This is a genomic window from Mixta gaviniae, assembly GCF_002953195.1.
Classification (GTDB): Bacteria; Pseudomonadota; Gammaproteobacteria; order Enterobacterales; family Enterobacteriaceae; genus Mixta; species Mixta gaviniae.
Window position 1 is genome coordinate 1,574,737 of sequence record NZ_CP026377.1, and the last position, 15,329, is coordinate 1,590,065.

Below are 15,329 nucleotides of genomic sequence, written 5' to 3' on the forward strand. Positions count from 1 at the left end.
CCTTTTTTATGGCACAATGCCCGCCAAATTACGTTTATTTCCCCCGCATAAGTAAGGCAATCCCTGTGCTAGTTTCCAGCAACGTTACCATGCAGTTTGGCAGCAAACCGCTGTTTGAAAATATCTCCGTCAAGTTCGGCGGCGGCAACCGCTACGGCCTGATCGGCGCCAACGGCAGCGGTAAATCGACCTTTATGAAAATCCTCGGCGGCGATCTGACGCCCACCGCCGGCAACGTCTCCTGCGATCCGAACGAACGTATCGGTAAGCTGCGCCAGGACCAGTTCGCGTTCGAAAAATTCAGCGTGCTGGATACCGTCATTATGGGACATGACGAGCTGTGGCAGGTGAAGCAGGAGCGCGACCGCATTTACGCGCTGCCCGAAATGAGCGAAGAGGATGGCTATAAAGTCGCCGATCTGGAAGTGCTGTATGGCGAAATGGATGGCTATACTGCGGAAGCGCGCGCCGGCGAACTGCTGATGGGCGTAGGCATTCCGATGGAGCAGCACTACGGCCCGATGAGCGAAGTGGCACCGGGCTGGAAGCTGCGTGTGCTGCTGGCGCAGGCGCTGTTCTCTAACCCCGATATTCTGCTGCTTGATGAACCGACCAACAACCTGGATATCGATACCATCCGCTGGCTGGAGCAGGTGCTGAACGAGCGCGACAGCACCATGATCATCATCTCGCACGACCGTCATTTCCTGAATATGGTCTGCACCCATATGGCCGACCTCGACTACGGCGAGCTGCGCATCTATCCGGGCAACTACGACGAATATATGACTGCCGCCACCCAGGCGCGTGAGCGTCTGCTGTCTGACAACGCCAAGAAAAAGGCGCAGATCGCTGAGCTGCAGTCGTTCGTCAGCCGCTTCAGCGCCAACGCCTCTAAGTCTCGTCAGGCGACTTCGCGCGCCAAACAGATTGATAAAATCAAGCTGGATGAAGTCAAAGCCTCCAGCCGTCAGAACCCGTTTATCCGCTTCGAGCAGGATAAGAAACTGTTCCGCAACGCGCTGGAAGTGGAAGCGCTGACCAAAGGCTTCGATAACGGCCCGCTGTTCCGCGATCTGAATATGTTGCTGGAAGTGGGCGAGAAGCTGGCAGTGCTGGGAACCAACGGCGTCGGTAAAACCACGCTGCTGAAAACCCTGGTGGGCGAGCTAATGCCGGAGAGCGGCAGCGTGAAGTGGTCGGAAAATACCCGCATCGGCTATTACGCCCAGGATCATGCGGAAGAGTTCGATAACGATCTCAGCGTCTTCGACTGGATGAGCCAGTGGAAGCAGGAAGGGGATGATGAGCAGGCGGTGCGCAGCATTCTTGGCCGTCTGCTGTTCAGCCAGGATGAGATCAAAAAGCCGGCGAAGGTGCTGTCGGGCGGTGAGAAAGGGCGCATGCTGTTCGGCAAGCTGATGATGCAGCGTCCCAACATTCTGATTATGGATGAGCCGACCAACCACCTGGATATGGAATCGATCGAATCGCTGAATATGGCGCTGGAAGCTTACCAGGGCACGCTGATCTTCGTGTCTCACGATCGCGAATTCGTCAGCTCGCTGGCGACGCGCGTAATGGAAATCACGCCGGAACGCGTTATCGATTTCAGCGGCAGCTACGAAGATTACCTGCGCAGCCGCGGCGTGCAATAAGCGCCCGGCGCGATCCGCGCCGGTTAGCCTACCCTCCAGAGGCCGCCTTTTCGGGCGGCCTTATTGTTCCTCCGCCAGCGATGGCATATTGCTGATCCACACCTGATTTTTCCCGCGATGTTTGGCCTGATAGAGCGCCGCATCCGCCTGCGCGATCAGCGCGGCGGGCGTGACATCGGGCAGCACGCGCGGCTGCCAGTGCATGCCGACGCTAATCGTTACCACTTTTTCCGCTACGCTGCTTTTCTCATGGGGCAGCTCCAGCGCCGCCACCGCGCGCACCGCCTGCAGCGCCAGCAGATGCGCTTCCGGCTGCGTTTTATCGCCGACCACGATAATAAATTCCTCGCCGCCGTAGCGGGCGACAAAGGCTTCGCTGTACTGCAGCTGCTGCTTCAGGCAGGCGCCGACCTGGCGCAGGCATTCATCGCCCGCCAGATGGCCGTAATTATCGTTATAGGCTTTGAACGCATCGATATCGAGCAGCATCACCGTCAGCGGCGAGCGCAGCTTTAGCGCACGCTCCATCGCGCGCGGCAGAAACCAGTCCAGCTGGCGGCGGTTAGCCAGCCCGGTCAGGCCATCCAGCATCGCCAGACCCTGCAGGGTGCGGTTCATGCTGGTGAGCTGATCGCGTACGCGCGTCAGCTCCTGCTGATTGCGCAGGTTTAGCCGGATATGGTGCAGAATGATAAAGCCCAGCAGAAACAGCAGCGCCAGCAGCACCAGGTTCAGCAGCACAAAGCCGATGGAGTCGGCAATCCAGTCCTGGCGCACCTGTTGGCGATCGTAGCCTGCCGTCACCACCAGCGGATAGCTCTTCAGGCTGGCGTAACCGAAAATACGTGCCCGCCCGTCCACCGCCGCGCGATAGATAGCCGCGCCGCTGGGGTGTTTTTCAGCAGTTCGGTAAACAGCGGGCTGAGCGAAATATTCTGATTGATCAGCGCATCGCTGTAGGGACGGATATAGAGCAGATGGCCGTCCCGCTTCATCAGCGCCATCAGATCGCGGTCGCCGAGGTTATAGTAATCGTACACCTGGCGGAAATAGTCGAGGCGGATGCCGGCCATCACCACGCCGCGAAAGCGGCCGTCGGGATAGCTCAGGCGGGTGGAGACCGGGATCACCAGCCGGCCGGTGATACGGCTGCGGATCACCGCGCCGATATGCAGTTCGCTCTTTATCGCGTCGCGATGAAAGCGAAAATATTCCCGGTCAGCGTTATTGGCGCGGCGCGGCACCGGATAATCGGACGAAACCTGAGGATTACCCTCTTCATTGAAAATCAGGATATTGTCGAGCGGCGACAGCGCCGCCTTGCGGGTATGCAGCAGCTGATGCAGATAGGCTTTCTGCGTTTCGACGCCGTTTTCATTGATGCGATCGCGAATATCGCGCAGCGTCAGATCAATCTGCAGAAAGGTGTCTTCCGCCTGGCGGGAAAGGGAAACTGACAGGTTGCGCGCGTTCTCCTCCGTCAGGTGCAGCGTGCGCTGCCAGCTGTTCCACAGCGTCCAGCTGTCAATGGCGATGACCGTGCCGCTGATAACGAACAGAAACACCAGCATCATCTGGCGCAGCACGGGCTTTGACGCGCCGTCGCTCTCTTGATTCATCGCATGCGCTTGTTTCGTTTTTCCATTATCCATGTTTCAAATATAACCAGGGAAAGGAAAAGCTGCCGGATAACAAGCGCAGCAGAGAGGGCGGCACGGTTTTACCGCTACGGCTGACCACACACCTCGCAGGCGGGATCTTTCGCCACCTTCATTTCACGGAACTGCAGCGTCATCGCGTCATACATAAGCAGCTTGGCGTCGACCGGGGCGCCGTAGCGCGTCAGCAGGCGGATCGCTTCCATCGCCTGCAGCGAGCCGATCACGCCGACCAGCGGCGCCATCACGCCCGCTTCCACACAGCTTAGCGCTTCGCCGCCGAACAGCCGGCTAAGGCAGCGGTAGCAGGGCTGGCTCTCATCCTGCCAGCTGAAGACGCTGATCTGCCCCTCCATGCGGATCGCCGCGCCGGAGACCAGCGGAACGCGCAGCCGATGGCAGAGCCGGTTCAGCTGTTCGCGCGTCGCCACATTATCGCTGCAGTCCAGCACCACCTGATGCTGCGCGATCAGCTGCGAGAGTGCTTCATCCTCCAGCCGCGCGTTAAGCGCGCGCAGCTGCACCAGCGGGTTGATTTGCGCCAGCCTGCGGCGCGCCGATTCAACTTTCGGCGCGCCGACCTCAGCGTCGCTGTGCAGCACCTGACGCTGCAGGTTGGAGCGTGACACCACATCGAAATCGAGCAGGGTCAGCGTACCGATGCCGGCCGAGACCAGGTAGGGGCTGGCAGCGCAGCCCAGGCCGCCAAGGCCCACCACCAGCGCGCTGGCCGCTTTTAGCCGCTCCTGGCCCTCGAAATCGAAACCGCGCAGCACAATCTGGCGGTTATAGCGCAGGGTCTCCTCGTCGCTCAGCTCCGGCAGCATCTCAGCCTCCCAACAGGGCGTTAAACGGTTCGATCTCCACCCATTCGCCCGGCTCGACGCTGCCGCGATCGCGCTCCAGCACGATAAAGCAGTTGGCCTGGCTAAAGGAGCTGAACACATGCGAGCCCTGATGCCCGGTGCTGGCGACCTGCAGTTCGCCATCTTCGCCGCGGCTGAACAGCCCGCGCTGGAAGTCGAGGCGCCCCGGCGACTTTTTCAGACGGCTGACGGCGCGCGCGCGCTGACGCGGCGGCAGCGCGGCGGCCTGTAATCCGCTCAGCTTCGCCAGCAGCGGCTGTACCAGCTGATAGAAGGTGACGGCGGCGGAGACCGGGTTGCCCGGCAGACCGCAAAACCAGCTCTGGCTCAGGCGACCGAAGGCGAACGGCTTGCCCGGTTTGATCGCCAGCTTCCAAAAGGTGATTTCGCCCAGCTCGTCCAGCATCGCTTTGGTATAGTCCGCCTCGCCGACCGAGACGCCGCCGCTGCTGATCACCAGATCCGCCTCGCGGTCGGCACGCAGAAAGGCGGCGCGCAGCGCGTCAGGATCGTCGCGGATAATCCCTAAATCGATCACCTCGCAGCCGAGCGCGTCAAGCATCAGGCGCACGGCGAAGCGGTTGGTATCATAGATCTGGCCCGCCGCCAGCGGCTCGCCGACCGGCTGTAGCTCATCGCCGGTCGAGAAGATCGCCACGCGCAGCCGGCGCAGCACGTCCACTTCGCCAATACCGAGCGAGGCGATCAGCGGCAGCTCCGCCGCGCCCAAACGTACGCCTGCCGTCAGCACGCTGTCGCCCTGGCGGATATCTTCACCGGCGCGGCGGATGTTCTGTCCCGCCTTCACTGCGGCGGTAAAGCGCACGCGATCGCCCTCGGGGACGCTCTCTTCCTGCATCACTACCGCCTCCGCACCCGCCGGCACCGGCGCGCCGGTCATAATGCGGATACAGCTGCCCGCAGGCCAGTCGCCGCTAAAGGGGGCGCCGGCGAAGGCTTTGCCCGCTACCGGTAGCGCATCGCCACCGAGATCGGCCAGGCGCACCGCATAGCCATCCATCGCCGAGTTATCGAACGGCGGCACGTTGAGCGGCGAAACCACCGGCGCGGCGGTGATGCGGCCCGCGGCGCGATAGATTGAGAGACGCTCGCTGTCGGTCAGCGGCGTCAGCTGTGCCAGCATTTTTTGCCGGGCGTCTTCAAGGGAGATGAGTCCCGCGGTAAAACTTTCCATTTGGCCTCCGGCCAGAAACGACTGATGGGGGTTATTATGGCGCGAAACACGCCGACGATCATCCCGTCCGCGCGCACACCGCAGCGAGTGTTAAGTTTGGTTATGAGTTATAACGCTTTGTTATTAAAGCAGGCCGGGCTTTCCGCTTTACATCGCCTTGCTGGCTACCTATAGTCAAAATTTGCCGAAAAATCATAACATCACATCATCTCAGCCGTTTCCGGCGGATTCAGAACACAGGGTAAACGCATGATGGGCAGAGCAGCCATTGCCATTCACGGCGGCGCGGGAGCGATTGCGCGCGCGGCGCTGAGCGCCGAACAGGAACAGCGCTATAGAGAGGCGTTAAGCGCGATTGTCGCCAGCGGCCAGACGATCCTTGCGGCGGGCGGCAGCGCGCTGGATGCGGTGACGGAAGCGGTGCGCCTGCTGGAGGAGTGCCCGCTGTTCAACGCCGGCAAAGGCAGCGTTTTTACCCACAGCGGCAGCCATGAACTCGACGCCTGCATAATGGATGGCCGCACGCAGAACGCGGGCGCGGTGGCGGGCGTGGCACGCATCCGCAATCCGGTGCTGGCGGCGCGCGCGGTGCTGGAAAACAGCCCGCACGTTTTGCTGAGCGGCGCAGGGGCGGAGCAGTTCGCTCTTGAGCAGGGGCTGGAGCAGGTGGCGCCCGATTTCTTTTCTACCGATGCGCGCTGGCAGCAGCTGCAGCGCGCGCTGGCGACGCAGCAAACGCTGCTGGATCACGATGGCGCGGCGGAAGCGGCGCCGCTCGATGCCGACCGCAAGCTGGGTACCGTCGGCGCCGTGGCCTGTGACGGCGAAGGCAATCTGGCCGCCGCCACTTCGACCGGCGGCATGACCAATAAACGGGTGGGGCGGATAGGCGACTCGCCGCTGCCGGGCGCCGGCTGCTTCAGCAATGGGCGGGTGGCGGTCTCCTGCACCGGTACCGGCGAAGTCTTTATCCGCGCGCTGGCTGCCTATGACGTCGCCGCGCTGATGGAGTATGGCGGCTACAGCCTGCGCCAGGCGTGCGCCCATGTGATCCACGATAAAATTCCCGCGCTGGAAGGCAGCGGCGGCCTGATCGCCATCGACGCCGCCGGCAATATCGCCATGCCGTTCAATACCGAAGGCATGTATCGCGGTTACGGCTATGCGGGCGAAAGCCCGGTAGTGGATATCTACCGGTCGCGCTAAGGAGCCGTTATGACACAGCCTTCTTCTTTTACGCTGGCGGACGACAGCGTGCTGGCGGTACGCGATCTTAGCGTCAGTTTTACGCAGCAGGGCCAGACGACTCAGGCGGTACGCCAGCTCTCGCTGGAGGTGCGCCGTGGCGAAACGCTGGCGCTGGTGGGTGAATCGGGATCCGGTAAATCGGTCACTTCGCTGGCGCTGATGCGCCTGATTGAGCAGGGCGGCGGCCGCCTCGACAGCGGCGAGCTGTGGCTGCGGCGGCGCGATAATTCAGTGGTTGATCTGGCGCGGCTGCGCCAGTCGCAGATGCGCGCAATACGCGGCGCCGATATGGCGATGATTTTCCAGGAGCCGATGACCTCGCTGAACCCGGTGTTTACCGTCGGCGACCAGATTGCCGAATCGGTACGTCTGCATCAGGGCAAAAGCCATCAGCAGGCGCTGGCGGAGGCGCGGCGCATGCTCGATCTGGTGCGTATCCCCGAAGCGCAAAACGTTATGACCCGCTTTCCCCATCAGCTTTCCGGCGGCATGCGTCAGCGTGTGATGATCGCCATGGCGCTCTCCTGCCGGCCGGCGCTGCTGATCGCCGACGAGCCGACCACCGCGCTGGACGTGACCATCCAGGCGCAGATCCTGCAGCTGATCCGTGTACTACAAAAAGAGATGGCGATGGGCGTGATTTTTATCACGCACGATATGGGCGTGGTGGCGGAAATGGCCGATCGCGTGCAGGTGATGTACCGCGGCGAAGTGGTGGAAAGTAATGAGACCGCCGCGCTGTTCAGCGCGCCGCAGCAGCCCTACACGCGCGCACTGCTGGCGGCGGTGCCGCGCCTTGGCGCGATGCATGGCCAGCCGCTGCCGCGCAAGTTTCCGTTGCCGGGCGAACAGGAGAGTAGTGAAACGCTGCCCGACACGGTGCGCCGCGCCGGCGAGCCGGTCTTACAGGTGCGCGATCTGGTGACCCGTTTCGATATCCGCGGCGGCCTGCTGAACCGCGTTAAGTGGCGAGTGCATGCGGTGGAAAAGGTCAGTTTCGATCTGCATGCGGGCGAGACGCTGGCGCTGGTGGGAGAGTCAGGCTGTGGCAAATCGACCACCGGCCGTTCGCTGCTGCGTCTGGTGGAAAGCCAGGGTGGCAGCATCACCTTTAACGGCCAGCGCATCGATCGCCTGCGGCCGCATCAGCTGTCGCATCTGCGGCGCGATATTCAGTTTATCTTTCAGGATCCCTACGCGTCGCTCGATCCGCGGCTTACCGTCGGCTTTTCAATTATGGAGCCGCTGCTGATCCATAAGGCGATGCCGCGCGCCGAGGCGGAAAAGCGCGTCGCCTGGCTGCTGGAAAGGGTTGGGCTGCTGCCGGAACACGCGCGCCGCTACCCGCACGAATTTTCCGGTGGGCAGCGGCAGCGCATCTGCATCGCCCGCGCGCTGGCGCTTAATCCAAAAGTGGTGATTGCCGATGAATCGGTGTCGGCGCTGGATGTCTCGATCCAGGCACAGATTGTGAACCTGATGCTCGATCTGCAGCGTGAGTTCGGCATCGCGTTTCTGTTTATTTCGCACGATATGGCGGTGGTGGAGCGCATCAGCCATCGCGTGGCGGTGATGTATCTCGGGCAAATCGTCGAGATCGGGCCACGCCAGGCGGTGTTTGAAAACCCGCAGCACCCCTACACCCGCAAGCTAATGGCGGCGGTGCCGGTGGCCGATCCGGGACACCGACGGCGTGAACGCGCGCTGCTGGTGGATGAGCTGCCCAGCCCTCTGCGCGCGCCGGGCGATGAGCCGACCGTCGCGCCGTTAATCAAAGTAGGCGACCAGCACTACGTCGCCCGTCATACCATCAGCGGCGCCTGAGCGGGCCCGGCTTTTGCATAACTCAGACAGGGATTACAGGAGAATACGCACTATGACAATTCAGACCTCACGCAAATGGCTGTTGACGGCCGGCCTGCTCGGCGCCGTGGCCGCCGCGCCCGCCTGGGCGGCGAAGGACGCGGTGATCGCCGTCGGCTCCAACTTCACTACCCTCGACCCGTATGACGCTAACGATACGCTGTCGCAGGCGGTGGCGAAATCGTTCTATCAGGGGCTGTTCGGCTTCGATAAAGAGATGAAGCTGGTAAACGTGCTGGCGGAAAGTTACCAGGCAAGCCCGGACGGCCTGACCTGGACCATCAAGCTGCGCTCCGGCATTAAGTTTCAGGACGGCACCGATTTCAACGCCGAAGCGGTGAAAGTCAACCTCGACCGCGCCAGTGACGAAGATAACCACCTCAAGCGCTATAACCTGTTTAAACATATCGCCACCACCGAGGCGATCGATCCCACTACGGTGAAAATCACCCTAAAACAGCCGTTCTCGGCCTTTATCAATATTCTGGCGCACCCGGCGGCGGCGATGATCTCCCCGACAGCGTTGAAAAAATATGGCAAAGAGATCGGCTTCCATCCGGTCGGCACCGGGCCGTATCAGTTCGTCACCTGGAACCAGACCGATTTTGTGAAGGTGAAAAAGTGGGATGGCTACTGGAAAAAAGGTTATCCGAAGCTGGATTCCATTACCTGGCGCCCGATTGTCGATAACAATACCCGCGCGGCGATGCTGCAGACCGGCGAGGCCAACTTCGCCTTCCCGATCCCCTACGAGCAGGCGAAGCTGCTGGAAAAAAACAGCAAGCTGGATCTGGTCAGCACCCCATCGATCATGCAGCGCTATATCAGCCTGAATGTGACGCAGAAGCCGTTTGATAACCCGAAAGTGCGCGAGGCGATCAACTACGCCATTAACCGCCAGGCGCTGAGCAAGGTCGCCTTTGCCGGCTACGCTACGCCGGCGACCGGCATTGTGCCGCCTTCTATCGCGTATGCCCAGAGCTACCCGGCGATCGAATACAACCCGGCGAAGGCGCGTGAGCTGCTGAAAGAGGCGGGTTACCCTAACGGCTTCAGCACTACGCTCTGGTCTTCCCATAACCACAGCACTGCGCAAAAGGTGCTGCAGTTTACCCAGCAGCAGCTGGCGCAGGTCGGCATCAAGGTGAAGGTCACCGCCATGGACGCCGGCCAGCGTGCAGCGGAAGTGGAAGGCAAAGGGCAGAAAGAGAGCGGTGTGCGCATGTTCTATACCGGCTGGTCCGCCTCGACCGGTGAAGCGGACTGGGCGCTGACGCCGCTGTTTGCCACTGCCTCCTGGCCGCCGACCATCTTTAATACCGCCTTCTACAGCAACAAGCAGGTGGATAACGATCTTGGCGATGCGCTGAAAACCACCGATACGGCGAAAAAGGCGCAGCTCTATAAAGACGCGCAGGATCGCATCTGGAACGATCGCCCATGGGTACCGCTGGTGGTGGAGAAGCTGGTTTCGGCGAACACCAAATCGCTGACCGGTTTTTATATGATGCCGGACACCTCATTTAACTTTGATGAAGCCGATCTGAAGTAATGGTCGTCGACGCCGGCTATGCAGGCCGGCCTCGACGGCGCAGGGAAACGCATGCTGAACTATTTTCTTAAACGCCTGCTGGGCCTGATCCCGACGCTGCTGATTGTGGCGGTGCTGGTGTTTCTTTTTGTGCATCTGCTGCCGGGCGATCCGGCGCGGCTGGTGGCCGGGCCGGAAGCGGACGCCGGCGTGGTGGAGATGGTGCGCCAGTCGCTGGGGCTGGATCAGCCGCTGCCGCAGCAGTTCTGGCATTTTATGGTCAACGCGCTGCAGGGCGATTTCGGCACCTCCATGGTCTCGAAACGCCCGGTGGCGCAGGAGATCGCCTCGCGCTTTATGCCGACCTTCTGGCTGACGTTGACCAGCATGGTCTGGTCGGTCATTTTCGGCATGGCGATCGGCATCGTCTCCGCCGTCTGGCGCAACCGCTGGCCGGATCGCATCGGCATGACGCTGGCGGTGTCCGGCATCTCTTTCCCTGCCTTCGCGCTGGGGATGCTGCTGATGCAGGTCTTCTCTGTCGAGCTGGGCTGGCTGCCGACCGTCGGCGCCGACAGCTGGCAGCACTATATTCTGCCGTCGATTACCCTGGGCGCGGCGGTGGCGTCGATTATGGCGCGCTTTACCCGCGCCTCATTCGTCGAGGTGATGCAGGAGGACTATATGCGCACCGCGCGCGCCAAAGGCGTGCGCGAATCGCGGGTGATCGTGAAGCATGGCCTGCGCAACGCGATGATCCCGGTCGTCACCATGATGGGCCTGCAGTTCGGCTTTCTGCTGGGCGGCTCGATCGTGGTGGAGGTGGTGTTTAACTGGCCAGGACTGGGACGCCTGCTGGTGGACTCAGTGGAGATGCGCGACTATCCGGTGATTCAGGCGGAGGTGCTGCTGTTCTCGCTGGAGTTTATTGTGATCAACCTGATTGTGGACATGCTGTATGCCGCCATCAATCCCGCCATACGTTACAAATAAGGAGCTGCGATGAACAACTGGCGACGTGAAGCGGCTCTGAAGGCGATGCCCCTGCAGCGCAACGATGGCGTGCGCACGCCGTGGCGCGAATTCTGGCGGCGCTTTCGCCGTCAGCATGTGGCGCTGGCGGCCGGCTTCTTTGTGCTGGCGCTGATTGTGCTGGCGGCGATTGCGCCCTGGGTGGCGCCGTTCGATGCGGAGAACTATTTCGACTACGACCGGCTGACCGAAGGGCCGTCCGCGCTGCACTGGTTTGGCGTCGATTCGTTGGGGCGTGATATCTTCAGCCGGGTGCTGGTCGGTACGCGTATTTCGCTGCTGGCGGGCTTCTTCTCCGTGGCGATCGGCACGGTGATCGGTACCGCGCTCGGCCTGCTGGCGGGTTATTACGAGGGCTGGTGGGATCGCATTATCATGCGTATCTGTGATGTGCTGTTCGCGTTCCCCGGCATTTTGCTGGCAATTGCGGTGGTGGCGATCATGGGCAGCGGCATGTCTAACGTGATTGTCGCGGTGGCGATCTTCAGCGTGCCCGCCTTTGCCCGCCTGGTGCGCGGCAATACGCTGGTGTTGAAGCATCAGACTTTTATCGAGTCGGCGCGCAGCATCGGCGCCTCTGACTGGACGATTATCGTGCGCCATATCCTGCCCGGCACGGTGTCATCGATTGTGGTCTATTTCACTATGCGCATCGGCACCTCGATCATTACTGCTGCCAGCCTCTCTTTTCTCGGGCTTGGCGCGCAGCCGCCGACGCCGGAGTGGGGCGCGATGCTCAACGAGGCGCGCGCGGATATGGTGATGGCGCCGCACGTGGCGATCTTCCCCAGCCTGGCGATTTTCCTGACGGTGCTGGCGTTCAACCTGCTGGGCGACGGTCTGCGCGACGCGCTCGATCCAAAGCTAAAGAGCTAACCGCAAAAAGCCCGCATCAGCGGGCTTTTTTCTTTATCGCTTGCGGCACCGGATTTGACGACGGATCGCCGTTCGCGCCGCGCCGCGCTTTTTCGCTGTCTACACTTAGCGTCTGGACAAGATAAAAGGAAAAAAGAATGAAACCATTAGCATGGGCCATTATTGGGCCGGGCGATATTGCTCATCAGTTCGCCGCCGCCATGCAGGCGCTGGGAAGAAACGTCTGTGCGGTGGGAGCGCGCAACCGGGAAAAGGGAGCGGCATTTGCGCAACGCTACGGCATTGCGCGGGTGGATGACGATTTTGCACGGCTGCTCTCCGATCCGCATATCGACGCGGTCTATATTTCCACGCCGCACGATAGCCACTTCACCTGGATGAAGCTGGCGCTGGAGCATGGCAAACATCTGCTGGTGGAGAAAGCGATCACGGTCAGCAGCGCAGAGCTGCAGGAAATCGACCGGCTGGCGGCGGAGAAAAAGCTGATCGTCGCCGAAGCGATGACCCTGTTCCATATGCCGCTGTTTCAGCAGCTGAAGCAAACGCTTGATAGCGGGCGGCTGGGTAAGATGAAGATGATCCAGGTCTCTTTCGGCACCGTGAAGGAGCCGGATCCTGAAAACCGCTTTTTCAATCCGGCGCTGGCCGGCGGCGCGCTACTGGATATTGGTACCTACGCGTTGTCGTTTGCGCGCTACTTCCTGACGGCGCAGCCGGACAGCCTGTTCACTGCCGTGACGCCGTTCAGCACCGGTGTGGATGAGCAGTGCGGCATTCTGTTACAAAACCCGCAGCAGGAGATGGTGAACATCTCGCTGGCGTTTCGCGCCAAAATGCCGAAGCGCGGGATTATCGCCTGTGAGAAGGGCTTTATCACCGTGGAGAACTTTCCACGCGCGCAGCGGGCGACCATCAGCCTGGCGGATGGCGCCACGGAAATCATCGAGGCGGGCGAAACCAAACGCGCGTTGCAATATGAGATTTTAAATGTTGAACGCTATATCGCAGAGGGCAACAACCCGCTGCATTATTTGACGCAGGATGTGGTGGCGCTGATGACCGATATTCGCCAGCGCTGGGGCATCCGCTTTCCGTTTGAGCAGCAGGCTAAGACGGCGAGCTAACGGAAGGCTATCTGCAACCGTGCGCGTTACGCCCACCAGGGTGCCGCGAACCAACAAGGTGAACCGATGAAACGACTATCGTTACTGCTGATCCCGCTGCTGTTTCCGGCCATGGCGCAGGCGCAGCAGCCAGGCGAGCGCATTGATAAGCAGCTACAGCAATGCAAAATGCAGGCGAACAGTACGCTGGATAATGCGCAGTGTTATCAGGCCGCCACCCGACAGTGGGACAGCGAGCTGAATACGCAATACCGCTTGCTGATAAAAGATCAGCCGGAAAATGTCCGGCAGGCGATCAAGACGGCGCAGCGCAGCTGGCTGCAGTACCGGGATAGCTATGACGCGGCGATCGCCGCTTATTACCGGCAGCAGCAGGGCACCATTTGGTCGCTGGTGGCAGCGGAATCGAAGATGAACATTATTCGCGATAAAGCCATCGACCTTTACCGGCTGCGTGTCAGCACGCAGCTGGCGGGAGAAGAGGGGTAGGGCGATGCAGCACGATTATCGCGGCGCACGGTAAAACCGGTCGCGATAATCGCTGACGAAAATATTAGCTTACCTTGTTATATGCATATCTATAGGGTTTGTTCTGCTAAACAAAATGTGGACAAGAAAAACCGCGTATACGTGTTGGGGTGAATGGAATGTCAGGCAAATAGCCGGTAATTAGCGGGAAGGAACGAAGGGCAAAAAAAATAGCCCGCCAACGAGGCGGGCCAAACACCAGGGAAATATAAATATTAACGCCTGTTGAAAGATTAGTTTGATTTGACTTTTGAACAAGATTTTTGACGCTTTTAAAGTGAAAAGCGTGAAAAAACTCACAAAAGAATTCTGAAAAGGCGCAGGCGTTACCGGGAAGTCAGAGATCGGCCGCTTTTTAGTGGCGATACGCAGGTGAGGCGCCCAACGCCGCGCGACCGGAGGAAAAGTTGAATGTCGCTCGGCCGGGAAGCGCCGAACGTCGTACAGTCGCGGGAAAGGCTGAATGCCGCGCGGCCGGGAAGCGCCGGGCGCCCCGCCGTCGCGGGAAACCGTGAAGGCCGCACGGTGAGAACGCGCCCAACGCGGCGCGGCCGGGAAACGGCGTAGCGGCGCATTGCTGCTACAGTTAACCTGGACTTTCCCTCACAAGGAGCGCGTTATGTCTCGTCGATTGATCTCACTGGCGTTAAGCGGAGCCGTACTCTTTTCCACGCCGCTGCTGGCGGCGCAGGTTACGGTGCAGCAGCTGCAGGACAAACTCAATCATCCCTGGTCGCTGGCATTTATGCCAGACAATCACAGCCTGTTGATTACCGAACGCGCGGGCGCGCTGAGGCTGTGGCAACCGGACAAAGGGTTGTCGCCGCCGATTGGTGGCGTGCCGCAGGTCTGGAGCCAGCGTCAGGGCGGATTGCTGGATGTGGCGCTGGCGCCCGATTTCACCCAGAGCCGCCGCGTCTGGCTCAGCTATACCGAAGCGGACAGCAACGGGCGTGCCGGCGCAGTGGTCGGCTACGGCAAGCTAAGCGAAGATAACCGCCAGCTGACGGACTTTAAAGCGGTGCTGCGCCAGCAGCCGAAGCTCTCTGGCGGCGCCAACCTCGGCACCCGCCTCGCCTTTGACCGCGAAGGCTATCTCTGGGTCGCTTTCGGCGATAATTTTCAGAGCGAGACCGCGCAGGATCTCAATAAGCTGCAGGGCAAGCTGGTGCGCCTGAAGCCGGACGGCTCGGTGCCGCCGGATAATCCTTTTGTCGGCCGCAACAACGCGCGCCCGGAAATCTGGGCTTACGGCCTGCGTAATCCGCAGGGTCTGGCGCTGAATCCCTGGACGCAGCAGATGTGGGAAAGCGAGCATGGCCCGCGTGGCGGCGATGAGGTCAATATTCCCCGGAAAGGCAAAAACTACGGCTGGCCGCTCGCTACCTGGGGTGTTGACTACAGCGGCGACAAGGTGCCGCAGTCGAAAGGCGGCGAGGCGCCCGGTACCGAACAGCCGATCTACTGGTGGAAAAACTCGCCGGCGATCAGCGGCATGGCGTTTTATAACAGCGCCCGTTTCCAGACATGGAAAAATTCGTTGTTTATCGGCGCGCTGAAGGAAAAGAACCTGATTCGCCTCAGCCTGAACGGCGATAAGGTTGTCGGGGAGGAACGGCTGCTGCAGGATCGCGGTGAACGCATTCGCGACGTGCGCCAGGGGCCGGATGGCTATCTCTACGTGCTGACTGACGAGCGCGACGGCAAGCTGCTGAAGCTGGGGCTGCAGCCGTAACGGACGCCTGAACCG

The 15,329-nt window shown here is 60.9% G+C and carries 13 protein-coding genes; 9 read left to right on the plus strand and 4 right to left on the minus strand.

The genetic code is table 11. The annotated features are described in order from the left end of the window. Positions 1–65: 65 nt before the first annotated feature. A complete protein-coding gene (locus tag C2E15_RS07305; protein ID WP_104956781.1) occupies positions 66–1,658 on the plus strand; it encodes an ABC-F family ATPase in 1,593 nt (530 codons plus the stop codon). Positions 1,659–1,718: 60 nt separating this feature from the next. On the opposite strand, the gene C2E15_RS07310 is transcribed toward C2E15_RS07305, so the two are convergent. The 4 genes from C2E15_RS07310 to moeA all read right to left on the minus strand — a co-directional run bounded on the left by C2E15_RS07310 (position 1,719) and on the right by moeA (position 5,377). Continuing rightward, the gene (locus tag C2E15_RS07310) at positions 1,719–2,519 is read right to left on the minus strand and encodes a diguanylate cyclase domain-containing protein (protein ID WP_104956782.1); all 801 of its coding nucleotides are present in this window, start codon (positions 2,517–2,519) and stop codon (positions 1,719–1,721) included. Further along, positions 2,480–3,277, minus strand: coding sequence for a PDC sensor domain-containing protein (locus C2E15_RS07315; RefSeq protein WP_167391840.1), 798 nt, complete (start codon positions 3,275–3,277; stop codon positions 2,480–2,482). Before C2E15_RS07315 ends, C2E15_RS07310 begins: the two co-directional genes overlap by 40 nt. Positions 3,278–3,384: 107 nt before the next feature. Then, positions 3,385–4,143 carry a molybdopterin-synthase adenylyltransferase MoeB gene (gene moeB, locus C2E15_RS07320; RefSeq protein WP_104956784.1) on the minus strand — a complete coding sequence of 253 codons (759 nt, stop codon included), beginning with the start codon at positions 4,141–4,143 and terminating at the stop codon, positions 3,385–3,387. Position 4,144: 1 nt separating this feature from the next. Further along, entirely contained in the window at positions 4,145–5,377 is a 1,233-nt protein-coding gene (gene moeA, locus C2E15_RS07325; RefSeq protein ID WP_104956785.1) for a molybdopterin molybdotransferase MoeA, read from the minus strand. A 252-nt stretch (positions 5,378–5,629) separates the two neighbouring features. Here moeA and C2E15_RS07330 point away from each other — a divergent pair, with 252 nt between their 5' ends. From C2E15_RS07330 to C2E15_RS07365, 8 genes are all read left to right on the plus strand, one after another. Then, on the plus strand, positions 5,630–6,583 hold the full coding sequence (locus C2E15_RS07330) for an isoaspartyl peptidase/L-asparaginase family protein (RefSeq protein WP_104959110.1): 954 nt from the start codon (positions 5,630–5,632) through the stop codon (positions 6,581–6,583). Between the two features lie 9 nt (positions 6,584–6,592). Then, positions 6,593–8,449 (plus strand): glutathione ABC transporter ATP-binding protein GsiA, encoded by a 1,857-nt coding sequence (gsiA, locus tag C2E15_RS07335; protein ID WP_104956786.1) that lies wholly within the window; start codon positions 6,593–6,595, stop codon positions 8,447–8,449. Between the two features lie 52 nt (positions 8,450–8,501). Next, complete coding sequence (gsiB, locus tag C2E15_RS07340) at positions 8,502–10,040, plus strand: glutathione ABC transporter substrate-binding protein GsiB (RefSeq protein WP_104956787.1); 1,539 nt, start codon at positions 8,502–8,504, stop codon at positions 10,038–10,040. A 51-nt stretch (positions 10,041–10,091) separates the two neighbouring features. Further along, positions 10,092–11,012 (plus strand): glutathione ABC transporter permease GsiC, encoded by a 921-nt coding sequence (gsiC, locus tag C2E15_RS07345; protein WP_104959111.1) that lies wholly within the window; start codon positions 10,092–10,094, stop codon positions 11,010–11,012. A 9-nt stretch (positions 11,013–11,021) separates the two neighbouring features. After that, positions 11,022–11,927, plus strand: coding sequence for a glutathione ABC transporter permease GsiD (gene gsiD, locus C2E15_RS07350; RefSeq protein ID WP_104956788.1), 906 nt, complete (start codon positions 11,022–11,024; stop codon positions 11,925–11,927). Between the two features lie 137 nt (positions 11,928–12,064). Next, positions 12,065–13,051, plus strand: coding sequence for a Gfo/Idh/MocA family protein (locus C2E15_RS07355; RefSeq protein WP_104956789.1), 987 nt, complete (start codon positions 12,065–12,067; stop codon positions 13,049–13,051). Positions 13,052–13,117: 66 nt separating this feature from the next. Next, entirely contained in the window at positions 13,118–13,540 is a 423-nt protein-coding gene (locus C2E15_RS07360) for a lysozyme inhibitor LprI family protein (RefSeq protein ID WP_104956790.1), read from the plus strand. A gap of 658 nt (positions 13,541–14,198) precedes the next feature. Continuing rightward, on the plus strand, positions 14,199–15,314 hold the full coding sequence (locus C2E15_RS07365; RefSeq protein WP_104956791.1) for a PQQ-dependent sugar dehydrogenase: 1,116 nt from the start codon (positions 14,199–14,201) through the stop codon (positions 15,312–15,314). Positions 15,315–15,329 lie beyond the last annotated feature (15 nt).

What these genes read in the sequence shown, in the direction of transcription:
- C2E15_RS07315 (WP_167391840.1), bottom strand. Translation starts at nt 3,277, where the DNA reads ATGAATCAAGAGAGCGACGGCGCGTCAAAGCCCGTGCTGCGCCAGATG.
- moeB (WP_104956784.1), bottom strand. Translation starts at nt 4,143, where the DNA reads ATGCTGCCGGAGCTGAGCGACGAGGAGACCCTGCGCTATAACCGCCAG.
- moeA (WP_104956785.1), bottom strand. Translation starts at nt 5,377, where the DNA reads ATGGAAAGTTTTACCGCGGGACTCATCTCCCTTGAAGACGCCCGGCAA.
- C2E15_RS07330 (WP_104959110.1), top strand. Translation starts at nt 5,630, where the DNA reads ATGGGCAGAGCAGCCATTGCCATTCACGGCGGCGCGGGAGCGATTGCG.
- gsiA (WP_104956786.1), top strand. Translation starts at nt 6,593, where the DNA reads ATGACACAGCCTTCTTCTTTTACGCTGGCGGACGACAGCGTGCTGGCG.
- gsiB (WP_104956787.1), top strand. Translation starts at nt 8,502, where the DNA reads ATGACAATTCAGACCTCACGCAAATGGCTGTTGACGGCCGGCCTGCTC.
- gsiC (WP_104959111.1), top strand. Translation starts at nt 10,092, where the DNA reads ATGCTGAACTATTTTCTTAAACGCCTGCTGGGCCTGATCCCGACGCTG.
- gsiD (WP_104956788.1), top strand. Translation starts at nt 11,022, where the DNA reads ATGAACAACTGGCGACGTGAAGCGGCTCTGAAGGCGATGCCCCTGCAG.
- C2E15_RS07355 (WP_104956789.1), top strand. Translation starts at nt 12,065, where the DNA reads ATGAAACCATTAGCATGGGCCATTATTGGGCCGGGCGATATTGCTCAT.
- C2E15_RS07360 (WP_104956790.1), top strand. Translation starts at nt 13,118, where the DNA reads ATGAAACGACTATCGTTACTGCTGATCCCGCTGCTGTTTCCGGCCATG.
- C2E15_RS07365 (WP_104956791.1), top strand. Translation starts at nt 14,199, where the DNA reads ATGTCTCGTCGATTGATCTCACTGGCGTTAAGCGGAGCCGTACTCTTT.